This window comes from Williamsia sp. SKLECPSW1, assembly GCF_054332755.1.
This window is the reverse complement of the sequence record NZ_JBTGLI010000001.1, coordinates 2,145,152-2,168,313: the sequence shown is the minus strand read 5'-3', so window position 1 is coordinate 2,168,313 and position 23,162 is coordinate 2,145,152. Positions and strand designations below refer to the sequence as shown.

The 23,162-nt window shown below is 70.4% G+C and carries 21 protein-coding genes and 1 pseudogene; 13 read left to right on the top strand and 9 right to left on the bottom strand.

Going from position 1 to position 23,162, the window contains the following annotated elements:
- Positions 1–31: 31 nt before the first annotated feature.
- The gene (locus ACXVUM_RS10125) at positions 32–1,624 is read right to left on the bottom strand and encodes a peptide ABC transporter substrate-binding protein (protein WP_458521660.1); all 1,593 of its coding nucleotides are present in this window, start codon (positions 1,622–1,624) and stop codon (positions 32–34) included.
- Between the two features lie 326 nt (positions 1,625–1,950).
- Here ACXVUM_RS10125 and acs point away from each other — a divergent pair, with 326 nt between their 5' ends.
- Both acs and nhaA read left to right on the top strand, forming a co-directional pair.
- Positions 1,951–3,930: an acetate--CoA ligase gene (gene acs / locus ACXVUM_RS10120; RefSeq protein ID WP_458521659.1), complete on the top strand. Its 1,980-nt coding sequence runs from the start codon at positions 1,951–1,953 to the stop codon at positions 3,928–3,930.
- Positions 3,931–4,066: 136 nt separating this feature from the next.
- A complete protein-coding gene (nhaA, locus tag ACXVUM_RS10115; RefSeq protein ID WP_458522843.1) occupies positions 4,067–5,320 on the top strand; it encodes a Na+/H+ antiporter NhaA in 1,254 nt (417 codons plus the stop codon).
- Here nhaA and ACXVUM_RS10110 read toward each other — a convergent pair.
- A pseudogene (locus ACXVUM_RS10110) lies at positions 5,234–6,436 on the bottom strand (benzoate/H(+) symporter BenE family transporter); the annotation flags it as partial. The gene nhaA and the pseudogene ACXVUM_RS10110 sit on opposite strands and share 87 nt — an antisense overlap.
- Positions 6,437–6,499: 63 nt before the next feature.
- Here ACXVUM_RS10110 and ACXVUM_RS10105 point away from each other — a divergent pair.
- Genes ACXVUM_RS10105 through ACXVUM_RS10095 form a run of 3 tightly spaced genes read left to right on the top strand, consistent with a single transcriptional unit; the run spans position 6,500 to position 8,597 of the window.
- Positions 6,500–7,075, top strand: a complete 576-nt coding sequence (locus tag ACXVUM_RS10105; RefSeq protein ID WP_458521658.1) for a helix-turn-helix domain-containing protein — start codon at positions 6,500–6,502, stop codon at positions 7,073–7,075.
- A gap of 54 nt (positions 7,076–7,129) precedes the next feature.
- Positions 7,130–7,630: a phage holin family protein gene (locus tag ACXVUM_RS10100; protein WP_458521657.1), complete on the top strand. Its 501-nt coding sequence runs from the start codon at positions 7,130–7,132 to the stop codon at positions 7,628–7,630.
- Positions 7,631–7,658: 28 nt separating this feature from the next.
- Entirely contained in the window at positions 7,659–8,597 is a 939-nt protein-coding gene (locus tag ACXVUM_RS10095; RefSeq protein ID WP_458521656.1) for an alpha/beta fold hydrolase, read from the top strand.
- A gap of 9 nt (positions 8,598–8,606) precedes the next feature.
- Here the strand turns inward: ACXVUM_RS10095 and ACXVUM_RS10090 are convergent, their stop codons facing one another.
- The 4 genes from ACXVUM_RS10090 to nth are packed head-to-tail and all read right to left on the bottom strand — an operon-like array spanning position 8,607 to position 11,951.
- On the bottom strand, positions 8,607–9,806 hold the full coding sequence (locus ACXVUM_RS10090) for a MarP family serine protease (protein WP_458521655.1): 1,200 nt from the start codon (positions 9,804–9,806) through the stop codon (positions 8,607–8,609).
- Positions 9,803–10,579, bottom strand: a complete 777-nt coding sequence (locus ACXVUM_RS10085) for an NUDIX hydrolase (protein ID WP_458521654.1) — start codon at positions 10,577–10,579, stop codon at positions 9,803–9,805. The genes ACXVUM_RS10090 and ACXVUM_RS10085 overlap by 4 nt, the downstream gene beginning before the upstream one ends.
- Complete coding sequence (locus tag ACXVUM_RS10080; protein WP_458521653.1) at positions 10,576–11,265, bottom strand: TlpA family protein disulfide reductase; 690 nt, start codon at positions 11,263–11,265, stop codon at positions 10,576–10,578. The genes ACXVUM_RS10085 and ACXVUM_RS10080 overlap by 4 nt, the downstream gene beginning before the upstream one ends.
- Before the next feature lie 5 nt (positions 11,266–11,270).
- Positions 11,271–11,951, bottom strand: a complete 681-nt coding sequence (gene nth, locus ACXVUM_RS10075; RefSeq protein ID WP_458522842.1) for an endonuclease III — start codon at positions 11,949–11,951, stop codon at positions 11,271–11,273.
- Positions 11,952–12,189: 238 nt separating this feature from the next.
- Between nth and ACXVUM_RS10070 the strand changes: the two genes are divergently transcribed.
- The 3 genes from ACXVUM_RS10070 (at position 12,190) to ACXVUM_RS10060 (ending at position 14,719) form a co-directional block, all read left to right on the top strand.
- Positions 12,190–12,447, top strand: coding sequence for a hypothetical protein (locus ACXVUM_RS10070; protein WP_458521652.1), 258 nt, complete (start codon positions 12,190–12,192; stop codon positions 12,445–12,447).
- Positions 12,448–12,591: 144 nt separating this feature from the next.
- Positions 12,592–13,266, top strand: a complete 675-nt coding sequence (locus tag ACXVUM_RS10065; RefSeq protein WP_253655800.1) for a Crp/Fnr family transcriptional regulator — start codon at positions 12,592–12,594, stop codon at positions 13,264–13,266.
- Between the two features lie 25 nt (positions 13,267–13,291).
- Positions 13,292–14,719, top strand: coding sequence for an amidase (locus ACXVUM_RS10060; RefSeq protein ID WP_253655801.1), 1,428 nt, complete (start codon positions 13,292–13,294; stop codon positions 14,717–14,719).
- A 72-nt stretch (positions 14,720–14,791) separates the two neighbouring features.
- Here ACXVUM_RS10060 and ACXVUM_RS10055 read toward each other — a convergent pair whose 3' ends face one another.
- Positions 14,792–15,397 carry a cold-shock protein gene (locus tag ACXVUM_RS10055; RefSeq protein ID WP_253655802.1) on the bottom strand — a complete coding sequence of 202 codons (606 nt, stop codon included), beginning with the start codon at positions 15,395–15,397 and terminating at the stop codon, positions 14,792–14,794.
- A 62-nt stretch (positions 15,398–15,459) separates the two neighbouring features.
- A complete protein-coding gene (nicT, locus tag ACXVUM_RS10050) occupies positions 15,460–16,551 on the bottom strand; it encodes a Nickel transporter NicT (protein ID WP_253655803.1) in 1,092 nt (363 codons plus the stop codon).
- A gap of 94 nt (positions 16,552–16,645) precedes the next feature.
- On the opposite strand from nicT, the gene ACXVUM_RS10045 reads away from it, so the two are divergent.
- Positions 16,646–17,503 (top strand): Gfo/Idh/MocA family protein, encoded by an 858-nt coding sequence (locus ACXVUM_RS10045; protein WP_253655804.1) that lies wholly within the window; start codon positions 16,646–16,648, stop codon positions 17,501–17,503.
- A gap of 192 nt (positions 17,504–17,695) precedes the next feature.
- Here ACXVUM_RS10045 and ACXVUM_RS10040 read toward each other — a convergent pair whose 3' ends face one another.
- Positions 17,696–18,310 carry a uracil-DNA glycosylase gene (locus tag ACXVUM_RS10040; RefSeq protein ID WP_253655805.1) on the bottom strand — a complete coding sequence of 205 codons (615 nt, stop codon included), beginning with the start codon at positions 18,308–18,310 and terminating at the stop codon, positions 17,696–17,698.
- 100 nt (positions 18,311–18,410) lie between these two features.
- Here ACXVUM_RS10040 and ACXVUM_RS10035 point away from each other — a divergent pair, with 100 nt between their 5' ends.
- From ACXVUM_RS10035 to ACXVUM_RS10020, 4 genes are all read left to right on the top strand, one after another.
- Positions 18,411–19,820 (top strand): chloride channel protein, encoded by a 1,410-nt coding sequence (locus ACXVUM_RS10035; RefSeq protein WP_253655806.1) that lies wholly within the window; start codon positions 18,411–18,413, stop codon positions 19,818–19,820.
- Positions 19,821–19,846: 26 nt separating this feature from the next.
- Positions 19,847–20,788, top strand: coding sequence for a LysR family transcriptional regulator (locus ACXVUM_RS10030; RefSeq protein ID WP_253655969.1), 942 nt, complete (start codon positions 19,847–19,849; stop codon positions 20,786–20,788).
- Positions 20,789–20,795: 7 nt separating this feature from the next.
- Positions 20,796–21,893, top strand: a complete 1,098-nt coding sequence (locus ACXVUM_RS10025; protein WP_253655807.1) for a sulfite oxidase — start codon at positions 20,796–20,798, stop codon at positions 21,891–21,893.
- A gap of 63 nt (positions 21,894–21,956) precedes the next feature.
- Positions 21,957–23,135 carry a TDT family transporter gene (locus tag ACXVUM_RS10020; RefSeq protein WP_458521651.1) on the top strand — a complete coding sequence of 393 codons (1,179 nt, stop codon included), beginning with the start codon at positions 21,957–21,959 and terminating at the stop codon, positions 23,133–23,135.
- Positions 23,136–23,162: the final 27 nt, after the last annotated feature.

Genomic DNA, 23,162 nt, shown 5'->3' with positions numbered 1-23,162 from the left:
CACCGCAGACCGGAGGACGCCGGATGCGTTGTCAGCTCTTGGTGATGTTCTCGAAGTCGGCCAGACCGGACCAGGTCAACGGGGCGTTGACCCCGACACCCTCGCCGGCGTTGGCGACGTAGTCCCACATCGGGATGGTCGGTAGATCGTTGAGCAGGATCGACTGTGCCTGTCCGGTCAGCTGGTAGGACTGCTGATCGGTCGGGGCCGCCTCCGCCTCGCGCAGCTTCGCGTCGAACGCGGGGTTGGAGTAGTCGACGTCGTTCGATCCGGCACCGGTCGCGTAGATCGGCTCCAGGAACTCCAGCATCGACGGGTAGTCACCCTGCCATCCGGCACGGAACGCGGACTTGATCGTCCGCGCGTTGACCTGCTGACGCAGCTGCGAGAAGGTCGCGATCGCTTGCGGCTGCGCATCGATCTTCAGCACGTTCTTGATGCTGTTGACCGTGGCCTCGATCCACTCCTTGTGCCCGCCGTCGTAGTTCGACGCGATCACGAACGTGCCGCTCCACGGGGAGATGGCGTTGGCTTCGTTCCACAGCTGGACGGCCTTCGTCGGGTTGTAGTCGAGGTTCGACGAGTTCGGCAGGTCGGGGTTGTACCCCGGCAACGTCCGCGCGGTGAAGTCCCGTGCGGGGTTGCGTGATCCGGCGAAGATGTTGTCGGTGATCTGCTTGCGGTTGATCGCCAGCGAGATCGCCTGACGTCGCAGGACGCCCTCCTGACCGGAGAAGTGCGGCAGCGTGTACGGGATGTCGACGGTCTGGTTCTGCGCGGTCGGCTTGGTGATCGCGCGGTCACCGAGATCCCGCTTGTAGGTGCGCAGTGCACTCACCGGGATGGTGTCCAGGAAGTCCAGGTTCCCCGACTGCAGATCGCTGTAGGCCGAGTCGAAGTCGAGGTAGAACTTGAAGATCAGGCCCTTGTTCTTGGCCTTGTTCGTCCCCGGGTAGTCCTCGTTCGGGACGAGGGTCGCCTGCACGTTGTGCTGCCAGCTCTGCAACTTGTACGGGCCGTTGCCGATCGGCTTCTCACCGAACGCCTTGATGTCCTTGAAGGCGACGTCGGGCAGGGGCTTGAAGGGTGTGAACCCGAGGCCGAGCTTGAAGTCGATCGCCGGGTACTTCAGCGCCACCGTGAAGGTGTAGTCGTCGACGACCTTCAGGCCGGACATGGTCTTCGCGGTGGGCTTCTCGGCGGCGACCGCGTCGTAGCCCTGGATCGGGGCGAAGAAGCTCTGCTGCCGTTGCGCGTTCGGTGTGTACGCGCCGAAGTTCCAGGCGTCGACGAAGTTGTGGGCCTTCACCTCGGTGCCGTCGGTGAACTTCCAGCCCTTCTTGATGGTGATCGTGTAGTTCTGGTTGTCCGTCGTCTTCAGCGAGTCGACCATGCCGGGCTGCGGGTTGCCGTCGGCGTCGTAGTAGTAGAGCCCGGTGAACAGCCGGTCGACGATGCGACCACCGCCGTTCTCGTTGGTGTTGGTGGTGACGAGCCCGACCTCGGGCTCGCTGCCGTTCACGGTCACCATCGCGCTGTCGGAGCTGGAGCCACCACAGGCGGCGAGAACGCCCGCCCCGATGACCACTGCGCCGGCGAGGGCCGCCACCCTTCTGAATCTCACCGTGTCTGTCTCTCTTCTCGGAACGCTCGACGGCGACCGGGTCCCGGTCGCCGAATAAGGAGGCCATGTTCCGTGCACCTGGTGGACGCACGGCGGTCATGGACTCGGCAGACGATACCCAGACGGATCACAGCCGTCTCGATGAGTGGGAAATTACGTGGCGTACGCATCTACGCCGATCCTCGACAACCGGACCATTCCGACATCTCGTCGTCGCCAGGGTGTCTGCAACGCGATCCCAACGTGACTACGCTCACGATCACGGCAGAGCCGGTCCCACCGGAGCCGGCCGCTCGTCCGCGACGATCGAGAGGTGACATCCCACCATGTCCAGCGCCACAGGCCAGTCCGGATCGGAATCGGCGATCGCCGAGCAGCCGAAGGCCTATCCGCCCCCGGCGGAGTTCGCCGCCGCGGCGGTCGCCACCGCCGACCTGTACGACCAGGCCGAGGCCGACCGACTGGCGTTCTGGGCCGCGCAGGCTCGAACACTGCGGTGGGACACCGACTTCACGGACACGCTGGACTGGTCGGACGCACCGTTCGCGAAGTGGTTCGTCGGCGGGAAGCTCAACGTCGCCGCCAACTGCCTGGACCGTCACGTCGAGGCCGGCAACGGCGACCGCGTCGCGATCCACTGGGTCGGCGAGCCGGGTGACACCCGGGACCTGACGTACTCCGACCTCCTCGCCGAGGTCAGCAAGGCCGCCAATTTCCTCACCGAGCTCGGTCTGCAGGCCGGCGACCGCGTCGCGATCTACATGCCGATGGTGCCCGAGGCGATCGTGGCGATCCTGGCGTGCGCGCGCCTCGGACTGCCCCACTCGGTGGTCTTCGCCGGCTTCTCCGCGGCCGCACTGCGCTCACGCGTCGACGATGCGCAGGCCAAGCTCGTCATCACCACCGACGGCCAGTTCCGTCGTGGCAAGCCGGCACCGTTGAAGTCCGCGGTCGACGAGGCGCTGGGCACCGGCGACGACGCCGCACCGTCGGTGGAGCACGTGCTGGTGGTCAAGCGCACCGACCACGACCCCGACCTGACCTGGGTCGACGGACGCGACCTGTGGTGGCACGAGACCGTCGGGCAGGCCTCGGACACCCACGCCTACACCGCATTCGACGCCGAGCACCCGCTCTTCCTGCTGTACACCTCGGGCACCACGGGCAAGCCGAAGGGCATCCTGCACACCTCCGGTGGCTACCTCACCCAGATCGCCTACACGTTCGCGAACGTGTTCGACCACAAGCCGGAGACCGACGTCTTCTGGTGCGGTGCGGACATCGGCTGGGTGACCGGGCACAGCTACCTCGTGTACGGCCCGCTGTCGAACGGCGCGACCGAGGTCGTCTACGAGGGCACGCCGAACTCCCCGAACGAGCACCGGCACTTCGAGATCATCGAGAAGTACAAGGTGACGACGTACTACATCGCCCCCACCCTGATCCGCACGTTCATGAAGTGGGGTCGGGAGATCCCCGACGCGCACGACCTGACGTCGCTGCGCCTGCTCGGCAGCGTCGGCGAACCCATCAACCCCGAGGCGTGGCGCTGGTACCGCAGCGTCATCGGTGCCGACCGCTGCCCCATCGTCGACACCTGGTGGCAGACCGAGACCGGCGCGATGATGATCTCGCCGCTGCCCGGGGTCACCCACACCAAGCCCGGTTCGGCCATGCGTCCGTTGCCCGGCATCAGCGCGAAGATCGTCGACGACGACGCCAACCCGGTGGCGCCCGGCGAGCAGGGCTACCTCGTCCTCGACAAGCCGTGGCCGTCGATGCTGCGCGGGGTGTGGGGTGACGACGACCGCTTCCGCGAGACCTACTGGTCGCGTTTCGCCGACCAGGGCTGGTACTTCGCGGGCGACGGCGCCCGCTACGACGACGACGGCGCCCTGTGGGTGCTCGGACGTATCGACGACGTCATGAACGTGTCCGGACACCGCATCTCGACCTCGGAGGTCGAGTCCGCCCTCGTCGGACACTCCGGTGTCGCCGAGGCCGCCGTCATCGGCGCCGCCGACGACACCACCGGTCAGGGCATCGTCGCGTTCGTCATCCTGCGCAGCGGCGTCGCCGACCGTGGCGACGAACTGATCGACGAGCTCAAAGCACATGTGTCGAAGGACATCTCGCCGATCGCGAAGCCACGCGAGATCATCGTCGTACCCGAACTGCCGAAGACCCGCAGCGGGAAGATCATGCGGCGCCTGCTGAAGGACGTCGCGGAGGGACGTGAACTCGGGGACACCTCGACACTCGTCGACCCGACGGTGTTCGAGAACATCCGCCGCCGCAACGGCTGATCCGGCGGCCGCCGGGGAGTCAGCGCACGCGTACAGACGACGTTAAGATGGGTCCCGGTGTGCCGGGAAGTCTGGTCGGCGTCCATGCCGTCGACCCCGGAAGACCTCCATGACACTCCCCACCGCTCTCTCACGCCTGTCGCCGCCAGGCCCCGGCGAGTTCGCCCGGTATCTCCGCACCGAGACGTTCGGCGGTGTGGTGCTCCTCATCGCCGCCGCGGCGGCACTGTTGTGGGCCAACTCGCCGTGGTCACAGGCGTATGTGGACCTACGCGACGCCCACATCGGCATCGAGGCGATCGGTCTCGACCTCACCGTCGGACACTGGGCGCAGGAGGCGGTGCTGGCCGTCTTCTTCTTCGTCGCCGGGCTCGAGCTCAAGCGTGAGATCGTGGTGGGCGAGCTGTCGAGCGCACGTCAGGCCGCGCTCCCGGTGCTCGCGGCGGCCGGCGGGGTCATCGTTCCCATCGGGATCTTCCTCGCGATCGCGCACGGGGCCCCGGGCGCCGACCGCGCGTGGGCGATCCCGGCCGCCACCGACATCGCTTTCGCGCTCGGTGTGCTGGCCCTCGTCGGGTCGCGGATCCCCTCGAGTGCACGGGTGTTCCTGCTCGCGCTGGCCGTCGTGGACGACCTGATCGCGATCGTCATCATCGCCGCGGTGTTCACCGACTCGATCAACTGGGTCGCCCTCGGCATCGCCGTGATCGTCTGCGCCGCCTACGCATTCGCACAGCGGTCCCGCATCACCACACCACTGCTCTACGTCCCGCTGGCAATCGCCGCGTGGATCGCGGTGTACGAGGCCGGCATCCACGCGACCATCGCGGGCGTCGCGCTGGGGCTGCTCACCCGCGTGCGTCGCGATCCCGACGAGCACGCCGCCCCCGGTGAGCGACTCGAACACCGGGTGCAACCGTTCTCGGCTGCCGTCTGCGTCCCCCTCTTCGCCCTGTTCGCCGCGGGCGTCCCCCTCACCGCATCCGCCCTCGGCGACCTCGCGGGCGATCGCATCGCGATCGGGATCATGGTCGGTCTGGTCGTCGGCAAGACCCTCGGCATCTTCGGTATCTCGTTCGTCGCCATCCGGATGCGCTGGGTGGCGCGGCCCGACGGCCTGTCGCTGCGGGACATGTTGGCGGTGTCCGTCCTCGGCGGCATCGGCTTCACGGTGAGCCTCCTGATCTCCGAACTGGCACTCCCGCCCGGTGAGGCCGACGCGGCGAAGGCAGCGGTGCTGATCTCGTCGATGGCGGCATCACTGCTCGGTGCGGCGGCCCTCGTCCGTCGTGGGCGTGTCCGTGCGGCGTCGGCGCAGGACCAGCAGGATGCCGATCCCGACGACCAGAGCCCAGAACGCGGCGCCGACGCCGAGGAACGTCGCGCCTGACGCGGCGGTGAGGACCGTGGCCACCGCCGCGGTCGTCTCGTGCGGGCGGGCGGCGCCGGTGTCGCCGCCGGGACCGATCGCGGCCGTGAGTGCGGCACCGAGCGTCCCGAGCAGGGCGACACCGGCAACGGCCTGCACGACACCGTCCGGCGCGAGGGCGACCAGCGTCGCCGCCGCGGCGGACGCCACCCCGAGGACGAGGTAGACGCCGCCGGCACTGACCGACGCGACCCAGCGACGCGACCGGTCCGGGTGCACGTCCGGACCGGCCGCGAGCGCCGCGGAGATGGCGGCGAGGTTCAGCGCGTGCACCCCGACGGTCGCTCCGATCACCGTCGCCCCGCCGGTCACGCCCATCGCCGGTCGCCACGGCACCTGGTAGCCGAACGCGCGCATGATCGCGACACCCGGGATGTTCTGCGCCGCCATGGTCGCGACGAACAGCGGCAGCGCGATGCCGGTGATCGCGGCGAGCGAGAAGTGCGGCGCCACCCACTCCAGGCGGGGGACGAGGGCATCCGCGTCGACGGCGGTACCGGTGCGCGCGATCTGCACGCCGATCACCACCGCGGCGGCGAGGAACGCCGTCGGGACCGCCCACCGCGGTGCGAACCGCATCAGCACGAGCCACACGGCCAGGACGGGCGCCACGGCCAGGGGGTGGTCCGCGAGCGCCCGGACCGGCGCGAGACACAGCGGTACCAGGACACCGGCGAGCATCGCCTGGGCGATCCGGGTCGGGATCGCGCGGACGAGTGCGGCGAGAGCGGGCACGAATCCCGTCGCGGCCAGCAACACCCCGGACACCAGGAACGCCCCGACGGCAGCCGGCCACCCGCCGACCGCTCCCCCAGCGCCCGCGAGGACCGCCGCGCCGGGTGTCGACCAGGCGAACGTCAGCGGGATCCGGTGGCGCAGACCCATGCCGATCATCACCAGTCCCTGTAGGACACATGCGGCGACGAGACCCGAGGCCGCCTGTGCGGGCGAGGCACCGACCGCACGCAGACCGGTGAGGACCACGGCGAACGAACTCGAGAACCCGACCAACGCGCACACCACACCCGCCGCGACCAGCCCGGCCTGGTCGCGACGTACGCCCGTACTCCCTGTCACACCCCACACCGTTCCGCAAACAGAACGTTCCGTCAACAGAACGACTGTGACAGGGTGGTCCGGGTGAGCGGGAGTCCGGCGTCGGCGGCCGACGTGGGGCGGCGGGTCCGAGACCTGCGCGTCCGACGTGGCCTCAGCCTGTCCGAACTGGCGCGCCGGGCGGGGATCGGCAAGGGGTCGCTCTCCGAGATCGAGTCCGGCCGACGCAACCCGACGATCGAGACCCTCTACGCACTGTGCGGCCCGATGGCGGTCCCGATGACCGCCCTCGTCGGCGACGACCCCGCGCCGCCCGGCCGACATCCGCGGACGCGCAGCGGCGGGATGACGTCGGTGACCCTCGACGTGCGGCATCACCACGGGCGCACCGTCGAGGTCTTCCGGCTGGAGTTCGCCGCCGGCGCCGACCACGCCTCGCCGGCGCACGGGCCCGGGGTGACCGAACACATCACCGTGGTCGCCGGCACCGTGACCGTCGGTCCGGTCGATTCCCCGACGACCGTCGGCGTCGGCGAATCGGCCTCGTTCCCGAGCGACACCACGCACCGCTACCGCGCCGGTGACGACCCCGCCGAGGCCGTCCTCGTCATCGTGACCCCTGGCGACCACGAACTGCCCGGGGCGGACATGGCACGATGAGCACTGCCCGGCGGTACGACCCCGCCGACGGACGACACCGATGAAGGGATCCCCGTGAGCCTGGACGACCGCGCACCCCATGCCGGCGATCGAGCCGTGTCCTCCATCCCGCTGAGCGATCCGCACGATCCCGCGACGCAGTCGATCGGCGGCCTGGTCAAGGACGCGACGTCACACATGTCGACGCTGGTCCGCGCCGAGGTGGAGCTCGCGAAGGCCGAGATCGTCGGGGAGGCGAAGAAGGCCGCCATCGGTGCCGCGCTGTTCATCGTCGCCGCGGTCATCGCCCTGTACTCGAGCTTCTTCCTGTTCTTCTTCCTGGCCGAGCTGCTCGACGTGTGGCTCCCGCGGTGGGCCGCGTTCGCCATCGTGTTCGGCATCCTCGTCGTGATCACCGTGATCGCCGCGATCGTCGGCTGGGTCTTCTTCAAGCGGGTCCGTGGACCGAAGAAGACGATCGAGACGGTGAAGGCCGTCCCGTCGGTGGTCCCCGGCGCCGGCAAGGGCGCCCCGGCAGATCTGCCCGGCGGGACGGGCGTCGCCCCGCGTCGCTGACCGCGACACCTGCGCTCCACCCGACGACATGCCCGCTCCCGACCCGTCCAGCGTGCGGATCGAGGGTCCGTGGATCGACCTCGACGTCCGGGCGAACGGCATCCGTTTCCACGCCGTCGAATGCGGTCCGTCGCGACTCGACCGCCCGCTGGTCCTCCTCCTGCACGGCTTCGGCGAGTTCTGGTGGAGCTGGCGCCACCAGCTCGCCGCACTCGACGCCGCCGGCTACCGAGCCGTCGCCGTCGACCTGCGCGGCTACGGCGACTCCGACAAGCCGCCGCGCGGGTACGACGGCTGGACACTCGCCGGCGACACCAACGCCCTGATCCGCGCCCTCGGCCACACCCGCGCATCCCTCGTCGGACACGCCGACGGCGGACTGGTCTGCTGGGCGACCGCCACGCTGCACCCCCGTGCGGTCGACTCCATCGCCACGCTGTCCTCACCGCACCCGCGGGCACTGCGTCGCGCCGTGCTCCGGGACAGCGCGCAGCGCAGCGCGTTCCTCGTCGACTTCCTCGGCAACCAGTTGCCCCGTCGAGCCGAGAAGACGCTCACCCGGGACGACGGCGCGTTCATCGCACGCATGTTCACCGAACGCTCGACGAGCGCGTGGCAGCGCACGCCGGAGTTCGTCGACGTGGTGCGGCGCAACCGGTCCGCGATCCAGATCCCCGGTGCGGCGCACTGCAGCCTCGAGTACCGACGGTGGGCGTTCCGCTCGCAGTTCCGCCGCGACGGGGTGACCTTCATGCACCTGATGAACCGGCGGCTCGGCATCCCGGTGCTGGCGCTGCGCGGTCAGGAGGACCACTACATCGGGGCGGACGCCGTCGCGACGGCGCGGTACTACGCGTCCCGACTCAGCTACGTCGAGGTCCCCGACGCCGCGCACTACGCCCACCAGGAGAACCCGACGGGCTGCTCGGAGCTGCTGGTCGATCACCTCGCGTCCGTCGACCGCTGACCGCGGTCGTCAGGAGTGGACGCAGGACTCCGTGTCGACCGGTGCGGTGAGGTCCTCCGAGCGCGCGAGGTCGTCGGAGACCTGCTTCGCGGTCAGCACGAACCCGGTCTCGCTGGTGGTGTCCTCCGCCGCACCGAACACGACGCCGAGCACCTTCCCGCCGGTGTCGATCAGCGGTCCGCCGGAGTTGCCCTGCCGGATGGAGCCGCGGACGGTGTAGACCTCACGACGCACCTGGCTCTCGCGGTAGATGTCGGGCCCGGAGAGGTCGACGACCTCCCGCACCCGCTCCGGGCTCGCGGTGAACGGGCCGGCCTCGGGGTAGCCGAGCGCGATCGCGTCGTCGCCGCTGGACGCCGGACGATCGGCGAACTGCAGTGCCGGCGCGGTCAACCCGGGGACGTCGAGGATGGCGATGTCGGTGGACGGGTCGAAGAGGACGACCGTCGCGTCGAGGGTCCCGTCGTCCTCGGACTCCACGCGCAGGGTGCGTGTACCGGCGACGACGTGCGCGTTGGTCATCACCCGTTCCGGGGACACGACGAAACCGCTGCCCTCCAACGCCTGGTTGCAGCTCGGCGCGACACCCTCGATCTTCACGACACTCGGCCGTACGGACGCGACGACGGGCAGTGTGGTGAGCCCCTGGTCCGGGGGGTCGACGGAGACGATCGGGGTGCGCCCGAACGGCCCGATGACCTGCGGGAGACCGGAGTCGTCGAGAAGTGCGCTGAAGTCGCTGGGCAGATTCCGCAGCCATTGCGGGGCCACGTCGTCGACGCCGCCGAGGACCTGCGATCCCCGCACCGCCGAGGCGATGGCCGGTTCCGCGGAACTGCTCACCGGGATGGCGAGCAGCCACGCGGCGACGAGGACGGCGACCGCCTGCAGCACGGACCCGATGACGCTGTCGATGCGGCGGACACCGACCGACCGGATCACCCCGCGCGCCGCCCGACCGAGCACCATCCCCGCGGCCTCACCGATCAGCACCAGCACGACGAGCAGCACCACTCCGACGAGCAGTCGCCACCGGCGATCGTCGATGTGCCCGATGATGCTGGGTGCCAACATGATCCCGGCGACCGCACCGAGTACGACGCCGACGAACGCGAGCGCGGACGCGACCGCCCCCTGACGGAACCCGGACCCGGCGGCGAGCAGGGCGATGACGACGACGACGATGTCGACCCAGGTGGAGCCGCTCATCCCTGCCCCGCCTTCGCCAGTTCGTCGTTGAGGTCACGGATGTCGTCGAGGTCCCAGGGCCGGGTCCATCCGGCGGCGTCGAACAGCGCGGCGAGCAGTCCGCCGGTGAACCCCCAGACGAGCATGCCCTCCACGGCGAACGCCGGACCCCGGTAGACGCGCCCACCCATGACCGAGCGCTGCACCTGGAAGCGGTTCGCCGGGTCGAGCAGGTCGGCGATCGACACGTGGATCACCCGGGTGGTCTCCGCGGTGTCGACGACACGGACGGATGTCGGTGTGGGGGTCCACGCGAGCACCGGGACGACGTCGAACCCCGACGGCGGGACGGGGAACGACCGCAGCCGCGCGACCGGTGTGACCTCCGCGGGCACGAGCCCGGTCTCCTCGGTCGCCTCCCGCAGCGCGGTGCCGATCGGGTAGTCGTCACCGGGATCCCGGGCTCCCCCGGGGAACGCGACCTGGCCGGCGTGGTTGCGCAGCGTGGTCGCGCGCTGGGTGAGCAGGACCGTCGCGTCGGAGGGCGGCATCCCGCCCGCGCCGTCGGATCCGGTCACGACGATGAGCACGGCCGCCGGCCTGCGGGCCGGCTTCAGTGCGGCGAGCAGTCGGGTGCGGTCACCGCCGCGGTTCTCGACCGCGGACGTCACGGCGTCGACATCCGCGGCGAGCGGTCGCAGCCAGGACGGAACGGTCTCCAGGGGGACGAGGGGGCCCGGGACGTCCCCCGCCCCGCCGACCGGTGACCCGGTCGGCGTCGTCGGGCCGCTCACACGCGCACACCGAGGTCGTCGGCGACGGCGTCGGCGACGGCCTGTTCGTTCTCGAACACCGTCGGCAGGACCTTCGCGACCGTGCCGTCGGCGCGGACCAGCACCGTCACCGGGAAGACGCGGGGGATGCCCAGTGCGGCCGCGACCCGCGCCTGCGAGTCGACGACGGAGGGCAGTCGCACCCCGATCTCGGTGAGCAGGGCGAGCGCCAGCACCGGGTTCTCCGACCCCTCCTTGGCCTGCACGGCCAGGACGGACACCGCGGAGCCGGCGCGGTTCGCGAACGACTCGATGGTCGGCAGTTCCCGTCGACACGGCAGGCACCACGGGGCCCAGAAGTTGACCAGCATCGGCCGGCCGGCGGTGGCCGCACCGAGATCGACCTCGCCGGGTGCGCCGAGGCAGGGGACGGTGACCCCCCGCAGCACCGACGACGCCGGCGCGGGTCCGGTACCCGTCGGGCAGGGTGCGAGCCCGGCCCGCTGCCGTGCCTCGTCGAGGTCGTCCGGGCTGATCGACGCCGTCGCGCCGGGGATCGGACCGGCGGACTGCGCGGTCCCGCCGGCGTCGAGAGCGGTGTCCGAGCCGCCGCGCGGCCAGATGGCGACGATGAGTGCGACGACCACGACGAGCAGGACCGCCGACCATCGAGCCGACGCGGGGATCCGCGACAAGCGTGAGGACACGGGGCTCACACCCCGGCCAGGGCGAGCAGGTGCTCGGTCTCGGGGCCCTTCACCAGTGCCGACGCGACCTGTGGGTCGGTGGGACCCTCCCCGAACGACGGGCAGTCGGCGGCCAGGACGCAGACACCGCACGCCGGCTTCTTCGCATGGCACACCCGACGCCCGTGGAAGATCACGCGGTGCGACAGGTCGGTCCACTGCTTGCGCTCGATGAGGTCCCCGACGGCGTGCTCGACCTTCACCGGGTCGGTCTCCTCGGTCCACCGCCACCGCCGGACGAGACGACCGAAGTGCGTGTCGACGGTGATACCGGGGACGCCGAACGCGTTGCCCAGCACGACGTTCGCCGTCTTGCGACCAAAGCCCGGCAGCGTGACGAGATCCTCGAGGCGTCCGGGCACCTCACCGTCGAAGCGTTCGAGGAGAGCCTGGGCCAGGCCCTGGATCGACGCGGCCTTGTTCCGGTAGAAGCCGGTGCTGCGGATCATCTCCTCCAGCTCGGTGCGATCGGCGGAGGCATACGCGGCCGCGTCCGGGTACCGCTGGAAGAGTGCCGGGGTGACCATGTTGACCCGCACGTCGGTGCACTGCGCGGAGAGGATGGTCGCCACCGACAGTTCGAGCGGCGTCGTGAAGTCCAACTCGCAGTAGACGTGCGGGAAGGCGACCTGCAGGGCCCTGTCCATGCGGCGGGCCCGGCGCACGAGTCCCGTGCGCGTCTCGGTGCCACGATCGGCCGCGGTACGACGCCGGGGTCGTCCCCCGCGTGCGGGCGCAGGGATCTGACCGTCCGGCTCGTTCACGGCGACCAGCGTACTGAGGGCTCCTGAAGTGGTCTTCAGGAGCGCACCGCGAGGTAACACTTGTGTTCCGGCGACCGTTTTCGTTGCGCCGCCGAGACCTGCGTCGTGTTCACTGCAAGCCATGCACGGACTGGCCGTACTGCTCTTCCCGGCGGTGCTCATGCTGTTCGCCCTCGCCATGGAGCGCATGGAGAACGAGGTCGACCAGCACAGCGTGCACCGCGAGGAGGTGGAGGAGTTCCTCGCCGGAGCCGCCACCCCCGACGCCCTGCCCACGCCCGCCGACGACGAACTCGCGGGTCGCCGCGACACCATCGAGTTCGACGTCCCGTCGTCGTTCGGACACGCCGTCGAGGTCCCGGTCCACCGCGCGGGCTGATCGCCACACACCCACCGCGTCGGGTTCACCGCCTCCCCGGGCTGTTTGGTCGTAGACTTCACATGCCCGCGAGTGACACAGTCAACACTTCGCGGCGACGGGCGTGCGACGACACCGCCGCCGAACGCGATGAAAGGGACGTACGTGGAGGAAGTACTCGCCAGGGCCGGCATCTTCCAAGGGGTCGAGCCCAGTGCGGTGGCCGCGCTCACCAAGCAGCTGCAGCCCGTCGACTTCCCGCGCGGCCACGTCATCTTCAACGAGGGCGAGCCGGGTGACCGGCTCTACATCATCCTCAGCGGCAAGGTGAAGGTCGGACGCCGTTCCGCCGACGGTCGCGAGAACCTGCTGACGATCATGGGCCCGTCGGACATGTTCGGTGAGCTGTCGATCTTCGACCCCGGCCCCCGGACGTCGTCGGCGACGACGGTCACCGAGGTGCGCACCGTGTCGATGGACCGCGACGCGCTGCGAGCGTGGATCGCGGATCGCCCCGAGATCGCGGAGCAGCTGCTGCGCGTCCTGGCGCGGCGCCTGCGTCGCACCAACAACAACCTCGCCGATCTCATCTTCACCGACGTCCCGGGTCGCGTGGCCAAGCAGCTGTTGCAGCTCGCGCAGCGTTTCGGCACGCAGGAGGCGGGCGCCCTGCGCGTCACGCACGACCTCACCCAGGAGGAGATCGCCCAGCTGGTCGGCGCCTCCCGCGAGACCGTGAACAAGGCACTGGCGGACTTCGCCCAGCGCGGATGGCTGCGACTCGAGGGCAAGAGCGTCCTCATCGCCGACTCCGAGCGTCTGGCCCGTCGCGCCCGCTGACGCCACGCCGGACCGGGTGACAGCGGTGTCCGGCGTGTGGATCCGTGACGCCTCGGCCACGGAGATCGCCGCGGCGATCCGTGCCGGTGAGGTCACCTCGCGGCAGGTGGTGCGGTTCCACGTCGACCGGCTGCGCGCCGGCTCGGCACTCACCTCCGTCGTCGCCGATCGGTACGACGCCGCTCTCGACGAGGCCGACGCCGTCGACGCTCGGATCGCGGCCGGCGAGTCACCCGGCGGTCCGTTGGCCGGGGTGCCGTGCACGGTCAAGGAGTCGATCCCGGTCGTCGGGATGCCGCACACCGCGGGGCTCGCGAGCCGTCGGTGCATCGTCACGACCGACGACGCACTCGCGGTGCGTCGACTACGCGACGCCGGGGCGATCGTCCTCGGCGTCACCAACACCGCCGAACTGTGCCTGGGCATCGAGAGCACCAACAGCGTCCACGGACGGACCCGTAATCCGTACGACGAGCGTCGGGTGTCGGGAGGGTCGTCGGGCGGCGAGGGCGCCGCGATCGGCAGTGGCGGCAGCCCGTTCGGACTCGGTGGCGACACCGGCGGGTCGATCCGGATCCCGTCGTTCTACTGCGGGGTGTTCGGGCACAAGCCCTCCCCCGGCCTGGTGCCCGCGAACGAGAGCGTGCCGTCGCTCGCCGGTGACGCCGAGCTCGACACCCTGGAGACGTTGGGGCCCATGGCCCGTCGCGCGACCGACCTCATGCCGCTGCTGCGGATCCTCGCCGACGACGACGGGACCCGCTGCGGTGACGTCGATTCCGTCGACCTCGCCGGTCTGACGGTGGTGGTCCCGACGCGCTCGTCGTTCGTGCGGCCGATGAACCGCGCCGTGCGCGACGCGCGGGATTCCGCAGGCCGCAGCCTCGCCGACGTCGGGGCCGACGTGCGATGGCAGCCGATGACGGCGATGCGGCGGGTGATCGCGAGCTACCTGATGGAACTGCGGCGCCACGCAGGCATGCCGGTGATGTCGCTGTTCGATTCGCTGTCGGAGACACCGGGTCGCCACCTCACCCCGGCGGTCCTCCGCGCCGACAGCCTCCAGCTGCGATTGGCGATGATCGGCGATCGCATCCCGGAGCTGCTGCCCAAGCCCGGTCGTGACCTCCTCGACCGGTTCGCGCGCGACCTGAAGGACGAGGTGTTCGGCGCCGTCGGCGACGGCGTCATGCTGCACCCGCCGCTCCCGGCCCCCGCGCCGCTGCACCACGGGACCCTGGCGCGCCCATGGCTGTTCGGCGGGGCAGCCATGTTCAACATGCTCGGGATGGCCGTCACCGAGGTACCCCTCGGCTTCGACCACCGCGGTCTGCCCGTCGGCGTGCAGGTGGCCGCCGCGCCCGGCAACGACCACGTCACCATCGCCGTCGCCCACCACCTCGAGTCGGTCTTCGGCGGCTGGGTCGCACCCGAGGACGTCACCCGCGCCTGAGATCTGTCCCGACAGCACCCTCCGACGGCACAACGTCATCGGACCGGCCTGTGGGGACAGATCTCGGCAGCGTCAGGCCTGATCGACGACGGCGACGTCGGAGGCGCGGAACGAATAGCCGTCCTGATGCGCCGGCTCCCAGTCGAACTCGACGCGCTGGTCGCGGACCAGTGAGCGGTAGCCGTCGCCGCGGATCTCGCTGAAGTGGGTCCATGCGCCACCCGGGGTCTCGGGCGCCTCGACGACTCCCCATCCCTCCTCCGGCCGCCACACGACGACGACTCCCGTCGAGCGCCGTAGCGGAGGCCGGGGTGGAACGGGCGGCAGATCGTTCGGGTCGACCTCACGCATGATCGCGACGCCGTCCTCGCGCGTGGCACTCATCCACAGCGCGGACCGGAAGGCACCCGTGGACGGAGAGTCCGGACCGTCACACCGGCACGGCCACACGTCGGTGACCTCGTACCCGTCGCCGTCGTCGTCTCGCCGCCAGTAGAAGTCGACGGGCTCGCCCGCCTCGAGGCCGTGCATCCCCATACCGTCTGGGGAGTCGACGGTGATCGCCTCGCACCGGATCGACCACCCGGACACCACGACTCCGCCCGGGATGTCGGACGAGTCGATGATGCCCTGGCCCTCCTCGAAGTCCCAGGAGCGGATGGTGCCGGTGCTCCTCATGCGGCAGAACCTTAGACGGAGACGGTTGCATCGTCGCCGGGTTTTTCCGAAAGGGGTCGGCGTCAGCCCGCGCCGGGGGTCCATCGGCGTTCGATGTCACCGAAGCGCCAGATCGCGGCGGCGAGAAGCCAACTGGCGACGAACAACCCGACGACGATGTAGCCGACGTACTCCAGATCGATCGCACCGATCCAGGCGAGCGGACCCGATGTGACGCCCAACTTCTCGGCAAGCAGGCCGATCAGCTCGATGCCGCCGATGCCCAGTGCGACCGCCACCGACAGCGCCGTGACGGTGACGTTGTAGAAGATGCGGCGGGCGGGCCGCGCGTGCGCCCAACCGTAGGCGTAGTGCATGACCGCGCCGTCGATGCTGTCGAACAACGACATCCCGGCCGTGAACAGCACCGGCAGCGTGAGGATCGCGTACCAGGGCAGACTGACCGCGGCCGTACCGGCGAGCACGAGCAGCGACACCTCGGTGGCGGTGTCGAACCCCAGCCCGAACAGCAGCCCGACGGGGTACATCTGCCACGGTGCGCGGATCACCCCGAGGAACCGGCCGACGACCCGGTTGATCGCGCCGCGCTCGTTCAGTCGGGCGTCGAGCTGCGCCTCGTCGAACGCGCCGTGCCGCATGTCGCGCACGATCTGCCGGATCCGCAGCAGCACGACGAGATTGAGCACGCCGATCACGATGAGGAACACGCCCGACACGCTCGTGCCGAAAACACCGGTCACCGACTGCAGCGTCGACGACTCGTCGTCGACCTGCGACGCGAGGGCGCGCACTCCGGCTGCCAGCAGCACGCAGAGGCCGAACACGATCGTCGAATGGCCGAGAGAGAACCAGAACCCGACCGTCAGCGGCCGACGCCCGTCGACGACGAGCTTGCGGGTGGTGTTGTCGATGGCGGCGATGTGGTCCGCGTCGAACGCGTGACGCATCCCGAGCGTGTACGCCGTGATCCCCAGCCCGATCCCGAACACCGCACCGCCGGTCATCCGGTGATCCCCCGACGCCACCGCCACCAACGAGGCGAACCCGACGACATGCAACGCGACCACGACCACCGCCATGCCGATCAGCGGCCGCAGATCCGACCGCAGGAACCCGCCTAGGGGTGGGACCGGCGTCTGCACGGTCGTCGTCATGGTTCTCGCTTCCGTCGTCGGCCTGCGAGATTCGTAGCACCTCACGCGTCGTGACGCATGCCGGACGCGGCCACCGCGGCGATACGCTCGGCGCATGCGTATCGCCGTCGTGGGCGCCGGCCCCTGGGCGCTCGAGACCCACTACCCGGCCCTCCTCGCACATCCTGACGTGGAGGTGGTCGGCGGATGGACCCGACGACCGGAGGCTGCGGCCGACCTGCCCGTCGATCGGTTCGACACCGTGGAGGCCATGCTCGACGCGACCGACGCCGTGAGCCTCGCCGTGCCGCCCGACGCGCAGGCGGGGATCGCGCTGCAGGCCATACGAGCGGGCAAGCACGTCATCCTCGACAAGCCGATCGCCGGCTCGGTCGAGCAGGCCGCGGAACTCGCGGACGCCGTCGACACCGCAGGCGTCGCGTCGATCGTCACGTTCACGCGTCGCTTCGCACCCGAGACCCGTGCGTTCCTCACGGCGGCACAGGCCGGTTCGTACGGCGGCGGTCTCGGCCGGTGGGTGTCGGGCGCACTGCTGGGCGGCCGCTACTCGTCGTCGCAGTGGCGCAAGGACGGCGGGGCGCTGCTCGACGTCGGACCGCACGTCGTCGATCTTCTCGACGCGGCACTCGGCGAGATCGTCGAGGTGATCGACGCCCGGCTCGTCCCGGACGATCTGTGGCACATCACGTTCCGACACGAGACCGGTGCGACGTCGGCGGTACAGCTGTCGCTGCGTGTCCCGGCCCGCCCGACGGTGACGGAGTTCTCGGTCCACGGACGCGACGGCGTGGTGACGCTCACCGACCGGTCGACGTCGTCGGTCGACTGCTTCACGACCCTGATCGACGAGTTCCTCGCGTCGGCGCGTGACGGCTCGCGACATGAGTGCGACGTCCACCGCGGCCTGCACATCCAGCGCATCCTGGGCCGCGTCCTCGACGCGGTCGGATGACGACGGACCCCCTGACGGCCTGGGCGCGTCAGGAGGTCCGTCGGTCCGTTGACGCCGACCCGCTCCGGTCGGGGGTCGAGAGCGGGGCGATGTCACCGGCTGTCCGCTGGTGCGAACGAGGACGAACGTATGGTCCGACCCTGACGATCGGATGCGACGAGCCTGTACGGCCGCTGTGCGTTCGGGCGGACGTCACGCCAGATGGTCTCGCGCCGCGCCGAACGCCACCCCGATGCGCCGGATGGCGTCGTCGCGGCCGCGCGTGTTGCGTTGCGACGGATGCGGGGCGGACACCACCGGCAGGAGGGGTCGCCCGGGCGCGGCGGTCAGATACGCCATGTACCCGGCGAGCGCAGGACGCCCGAGGGTGAGCACGACCTCGACAGCCGTCGCGACGGACAGGACCTCCTGCAGCATCGCACCCGCCTCGGCCAGCTCACCGGCGTCGGGAGTGCGGGCCCGGCCGGCGTCGTCGAGCACCGCCCAGGGCACGATGTTCCACTTCAGGCAGTCCGCCCGCGCCGGACCGTGCTCGTCGCGCAGCGACGAGAGCAGGCGGTTGCTGGAGTCCGGGTTATCCTCCGAGCAGAACCCCGTGCCCCCGACCCGCATCGTCCTGGGCGCCGGCGACTCCATCAGGATCAACACCCGCGCGAGGACGCCGCCGTCATCAGGATCGAACCAGGGCACTGCGGGATGAACGCCACGCCAGTCGTCGACCAAGGCGTTCAGGGGTGCGACGTGCCGATCGCGGACACGGGCTCGTTTGTCCTCGATGCGGCCCCTCGCCGCGGCGTCGTCGACCATCCGTCGATGCTGCCACGCGGCATGATCGCTGGCGTGCGCGACGGCACTGCGGCGAGAATGACGGGGTGAACTCCGATGGGCCCACGGAACTTGAGCGGACGTGACGTCGTATGAACGGCAGCGGCGGCCCGTCCCGCTGCTGAAGAAGCGGCTGCCGTCCGGACAGGGGTCCACGGTCCAGCCGAACGTGACCAGCGACGGAGATACGCCCCTCACCGTCCGGTTCTGGGTTCTCGTCGCTCTGGTCGGGGTCGTGTCCGGTGTCGTCGGTAGCGCGCTCATGAAGCTGCTGTTCGCCGTGGAGCATCTGGCGTTCGGTGTCGGCAGCGACGGCCAGGGATTCACTGCAGCGGTCGAACGCGCGAGCGGATGGGAGCGTGCGACCCCGGTCCTCATCGCCGGGGTGATCGGTGGTGTCGGCTGGTATCTGCTGCGGCGATTCACACCCGGGATGTCATCGGAGGCCGATGCCGTGTTGTGGGCCGGCACCGACCGCCTCTCCTTCCGCCGCAGCGCGGGGACATCCGTGCTGTCCGAGGTCGTCATCGGCCTCGGCGCATCTCTGGGTCGCGAGGCCGCCCCGAAGTTGATGGGTGCGGTGGCGGGCGGTCTCATCGGCGAATGGGCTCGACTGACAGACCCCCAACGCCGCCTGCTCATCGCCTGCGGAGGCGGCGCGGGTCTGGCTGCCGTCTACAACGTGCCGCTCGGCGCCGCCCTGTTCACCGCAGAGGTGTTGATCGGATCGGTGACACTGACCACGGTGATGCCCGCGGTGGGATGCTCGGCCGTCGCAGCTGCGGTTGCGTGGGTTTTCCTGTCCGACGAGCCGATCTATCCCGGTGTCGTCGACCACGCCGTCGATGGCCGGCTGCTCGTGTGGGCGGTGATCGGGGGTCCCGTCATCGGCGTGTTGGCTGCCCTCTACATCCGCGTGATCGGCTGGATCTCCTTCCATCAGGCCCGTGGGGCGTGGGTGATCGTGGCGATGCCGGTGGTGTTCGCCGGACTGGCGGGTCTGGCGGTCGTCTATCCGCAGCTCTACGGCAACGGTCGGTCGATCGCTCACGACGCGTTTCTCGGCCTCGGAAGCCTAGGCGTCCTCGCAGCCCTCGCCGTGCTCAAGCCGGTCGTGACAGCCCTCTGCCTCGGGGCGGGCGCGTCCGGTGGCCTGTTCACCCCGGTGCTGTGCACCGGTGCCGCGATCGGCGCGGTCGGTGGGGTGCTGTTCGGACATCTGTGGCCCGGGAGTCCGATGGGCGCCTACGCGATGATCGGGGCGGCCGCCATGATCGGAGCTGCCATGCAGGCACCCTTGGCGGGGCTGGTGCTGGTGGTCGAACTCACCCACAGCGGGTTGCCCATCATGGTGCCCATGATCATCGCGACAGTGCTGGCGACGGCGGTCACCCGCCGCATCGACGGCTACTCGATCTACTCTGCGCGCATCGCGGGTCAGGCGCCCGTCGACCCCGTGCTGTCTCGCCCGTCCGGTGGTGACCCGCGGTGACCGAGGACCGTCGGCTGAGCCCCCGCATGCCCGATCTCGCCGCGCTCGAACTGCTCGCCGCCGTCGCCCGCACCGGCAGTCTCGGTGCTGCCGGACGCGAGTTCGGGATGACGCAGCAGGCGGCCTCGGCACGAGTTCGGTCGATGGAGGCCCAGACCGGCGTCGTACTGGTGCGGCGATCTCCTCGGGGATCGACCCTCACCGAGCACGGGGCCCTGGTCGCCGAGTGGGGCACCGCGGTGCTCGCCGCCGCCCATCGCGTCGACACCGGCCTGGCCGGCATCCGCGGGGAGTCGCGTGACCACCTCACCGTGGTCGCCAGCCAGACGATCGCCGAGCAGCTCCTGCCGCGATGGTTGGTGTCCTCACGCGCGGCCGCCGTCGATGCGGGCCTGACCCCGCCCGAGGTGACCCTCACCGCGAGCAACAGCGACGGCGCCGTCGACGCGGTTCGTGGCGGTCGAGCCGACCTCGGCTTCGTCGAGGCACCGGACGTGCCGTCGGACGTGCGCGACCGGGTGGTCGCCCACGACGAATTGGTGGTGGTCGTCGCGCCGACGCATCCATGGGCCGCGCCCGAGACCACCGTCGACGCGGCGACCCTCGCTCGCACACCCCTCATCACCCGCGAGGCCGGGTCGGGGACTCGGCTGTTCCTCGACGCCGCGCTGCGGACCGTGAACGGCCCGGACCGCACGCCCGTCGCCCCCGCCGCCGAGATGCCGACCGCGTCGGGGGTGCGCGCTGCCGCCGCGGCCGGGACCGGGCCCGCGGTGATCAGTCGACTGGCCGTCGAGGACGACCTCGCGATGGGTCGCCTCGTGTGTGTCCGGACGGCGGGACTCGACCTGCACCGGCCGTTGCGTGCGATCTGGCTGGGAGGGGCGACCCCACCCGCCGGTCCCGCCCGCGATCTCGTGGAGCACATCGGCCACAGCACGCACACGATCCGCAGAACGGGGAGATGATCTGACCATGTGGAACAAGCGCGCCGACACGGTCGTACACGAGACCGAGCCCTACAACGCCGAACCGACGCCCACCGCGCTCGCCGAGGGATTCCTCACCGACGAGGACGTGTTCTACAGCCGCAACCACGGCCCGATCCCCGACATCGATCCGGCCGGGTGGCGGCTCACGGTGGCCGACGGCCACGGGATGAGCCGCTCGTTCTCGCTCGTCGAGCTCCGAGAGGAGTTCGACGAGATCTCCGTCGTCGCGACGTTGCAGTGCGCCGGCAACCGGCGCGCCGGACTCATGGCGGTACGCGAGATCCCCGGCGAGGACCCGTGGACCCAGTGCGCGACGTCGACCGCACGGTGGAACGGCGTGGCCCTGGCCGATCTACTCCGATCGTGCGGCGTCGAGGAGAACACCCCGGGCCACGTCGAGTTCGTCGGCCCCGACGTCTCCGATCTGGCGACACCGCCACAGCGGTACGGCAGCTCGATCGAGCTGACCAAGGCGATGTCGGCGGAGACGCTGCTGGCGTGGGGTATGAACGGGCAACCGCTCCCCCGGGTGCACGGCGGCCCCGTACGCGTGGTCGTGCCCGGTTACATCGGAGCGCGATCCGTCAAGTGGGTCGACGAGATCACGCTGCGAGACAGCCCGTCCGACAACTGGTTCCAACGTGTCGCCTATCGGGTGCTCCCCTCCGACGCCGACCCCGACTCGGCGGGACCGGGCGACGGGATCTCACTCTCGTCGGTCGCGCTCAACTGCGACTTCCTCCATCCCGACCCGACGACGACCATCCACGGGGACGAGGTGCGGGTCGGTGGGTACGCGTTCGCCGGCGACGACCGAGCGGTCTCGCGCGTGCAGGTGTCCACCGACGACGGCGCGACGTGGATCGAGGCGGAACTCGCGGAGTCGCAGGGCCGGTGGGCGTGGCGCCATTGGTCGGCGGTCGTACCGCTCGACGCGCCCGAGGTGGAGCTGTGTGTCCGCGCCTGGGACGGCGCCGCGGCCACGCAACCGGCCTCGGCGGCCGAGCTGTGGAACCCCAAGGGGTACGTGAACAACTCGTGGGGCCGGCTCACCCTGCACCGGCCCCCAGCCACAACCTGAGTTTGTGACCTGACAACGCCGCGGTCTCTACCTGCGCGGATGGCGCGCGCCGAGACTTGTTGCATGACCACCGCCACACGCTCCCATCTGCTGACGACGGCCCGTCCCGCACGCCGAGCCGCGTCCGCGCCGCAGCGGCTGCCCCGCGTGTTCGGCGATCTCGGTCGACCCGGCCAGATGCTCGAGCACATCACCCCCAATTGGTACGCCTCGGTGATGGGGACCGGCATCGTCGCGAACGCGGCCGCCACCCTGCCGCTGCAGGTCACCGGCCTGCACACCTTCGCCACCGTGGTGTGGCTCATCGCCTCGACCGCGCTGGTCGCGCTGACCGTCGCCTTCGCCGCGCACTGGACGCTGCACCGCGGTCACGCCCGCGCCCACGCCGCACACCCGGTGATGTCGCAGTTCTACGGCGCGCCACCCATGGCGATGCTCACCGTCGGGGCCGGGGCCATCACTCTGGGACCGCCACTCATCGGCTCGAGTGCCGCGGTGTGGATCGACGCGGTCCTGTGGACCGCGGGCACACTCACCGGCCTGGCGACCAGCGTGTGGATCCCCTTCCGCATGATCACCACCCACGACCACGACTCGGCCATGGCCCTGCCGGCCTGGCTGATGCCGATCGTCCCCCCGATGGTCTCGGCGTCGACCGGTGCGCTCCTGCTCGACCACGTCCCCGCAGGCCAGCCGCGACTGGCCCTGATCGCGGCCTGCTACGCCATGTTCGGCCTGAGCCTGTTCCTCGGGATGATCACCATGACGATGATCTACTCACGGCTCGTCCACGGCGGGATGCCCGCAGTCCAGGCCGCCCCGACCGTGTGGATCACCCTCGGGATGATCGGCCAGTCGATCACCGCCACCAACCTGCTCGGCACCCACGCGGCAACGGTGTTCGTCGGGAAGCAGGCCATCGTCGCGACCGGACTGCACGTGTTCGGCATCGCCTACGGATTCGCCATGGGCGGCTTCGGGATCCTGATGTTCGCACTCGCCACCATGCTCACCGTGCACGCAGCACGCCGCGGCCTGAGCTTCTCGCTCACCTGGTGGAGCTTCACCTTCCCCGTCGGCACCTGCGTCACCGGCGCGACCGCCCTCGGCACCGCAGCCGGCATCTCGGTGATCCACGCGATGGCGGTCGCCCTGTACGTGGTCCTGCTCGGCGCCTGGGCAACAGTCGCCACCCACACCATCCGCGGGACGATCACAGGACGAGTCTTCCTGCCCGCCTGAGCGGGCATACTGACCGGATCCACAGCG

What these genes read in the sequence shown, in the direction of transcription:
- ACXVUM_RS10055 (WP_253655802.1), bottom strand. Translation starts at nt 15,397, where the DNA reads ATGAGGAGCACCGGCACCATCCGCTCCTGGGACTTCGAGGAGGGCCAG.
- nicT (WP_253655803.1), bottom strand. Translation starts at nt 16,551, where the DNA reads ATGACGACGACCGTGCAGACGCCGGTCCCACCCCTAGGCGGGTTCCTG.
- ACXVUM_RS10025 (WP_253655807.1), top strand. Translation starts at nt 20,796, where the DNA reads ATGTGGAACAAGCGCGCCGACACGGTCGTACACGAGACCGAGCCCTAC.
- ACXVUM_RS10045 (WP_253655804.1), top strand. Translation starts at nt 16,646, where the DNA reads ATGCGTATCGCCGTCGTGGGCGCCGGCCCCTGGGCGCTCGAGACCCAC.
- ACXVUM_RS10030 (WP_253655969.1), top strand. Translation starts at nt 19,847, where the DNA reads ATGCCCGATCTCGCCGCGCTCGAACTGCTCGCCGCCGTCGCCCGCACC.
- ACXVUM_RS10095 (WP_458521656.1), top strand. Translation starts at nt 7,659, where the DNA reads ATGCCCGCTCCCGACCCGTCCAGCGTGCGGATCGAGGGTCCGTGGATC.
- ACXVUM_RS10020 (WP_458521651.1), top strand. Translation starts at nt 21,957, where the DNA reads ATGACCACCGCCACACGCTCCCATCTGCTGACGACGGCCCGTCCCGCA.
- ACXVUM_RS10090 (WP_458521655.1), bottom strand. Translation starts at nt 9,806, where the DNA reads ATGAGCGGCTCCACCTGGGTCGACATCGTCGTCGTCGTCATCGCCCTG.
- ACXVUM_RS10070 (WP_458521652.1), top strand. Translation starts at nt 12,190, where the DNA reads ATGCACGGACTGGCCGTACTGCTCTTCCCGGCGGTGCTCATGCTGTTC.
- ACXVUM_RS10040 (WP_253655805.1), bottom strand. Translation starts at nt 18,310, where the DNA reads ATGGTCGACGACGCCGCGGCGAGGGGCCGCATCGAGGACAAACGAGCC.
- acs (WP_458521659.1), top strand. Translation starts at nt 1,951, where the DNA reads ATGTCCAGCGCCACAGGCCAGTCCGGATCGGAATCGGCGATCGCCGAG.
- nth (WP_458522842.1), bottom strand. Translation starts at nt 11,951, where the DNA reads ATGGACAGGGCCCTGCAGGTCGCCTTCCCGCACGTCTACTGCGAGTTG.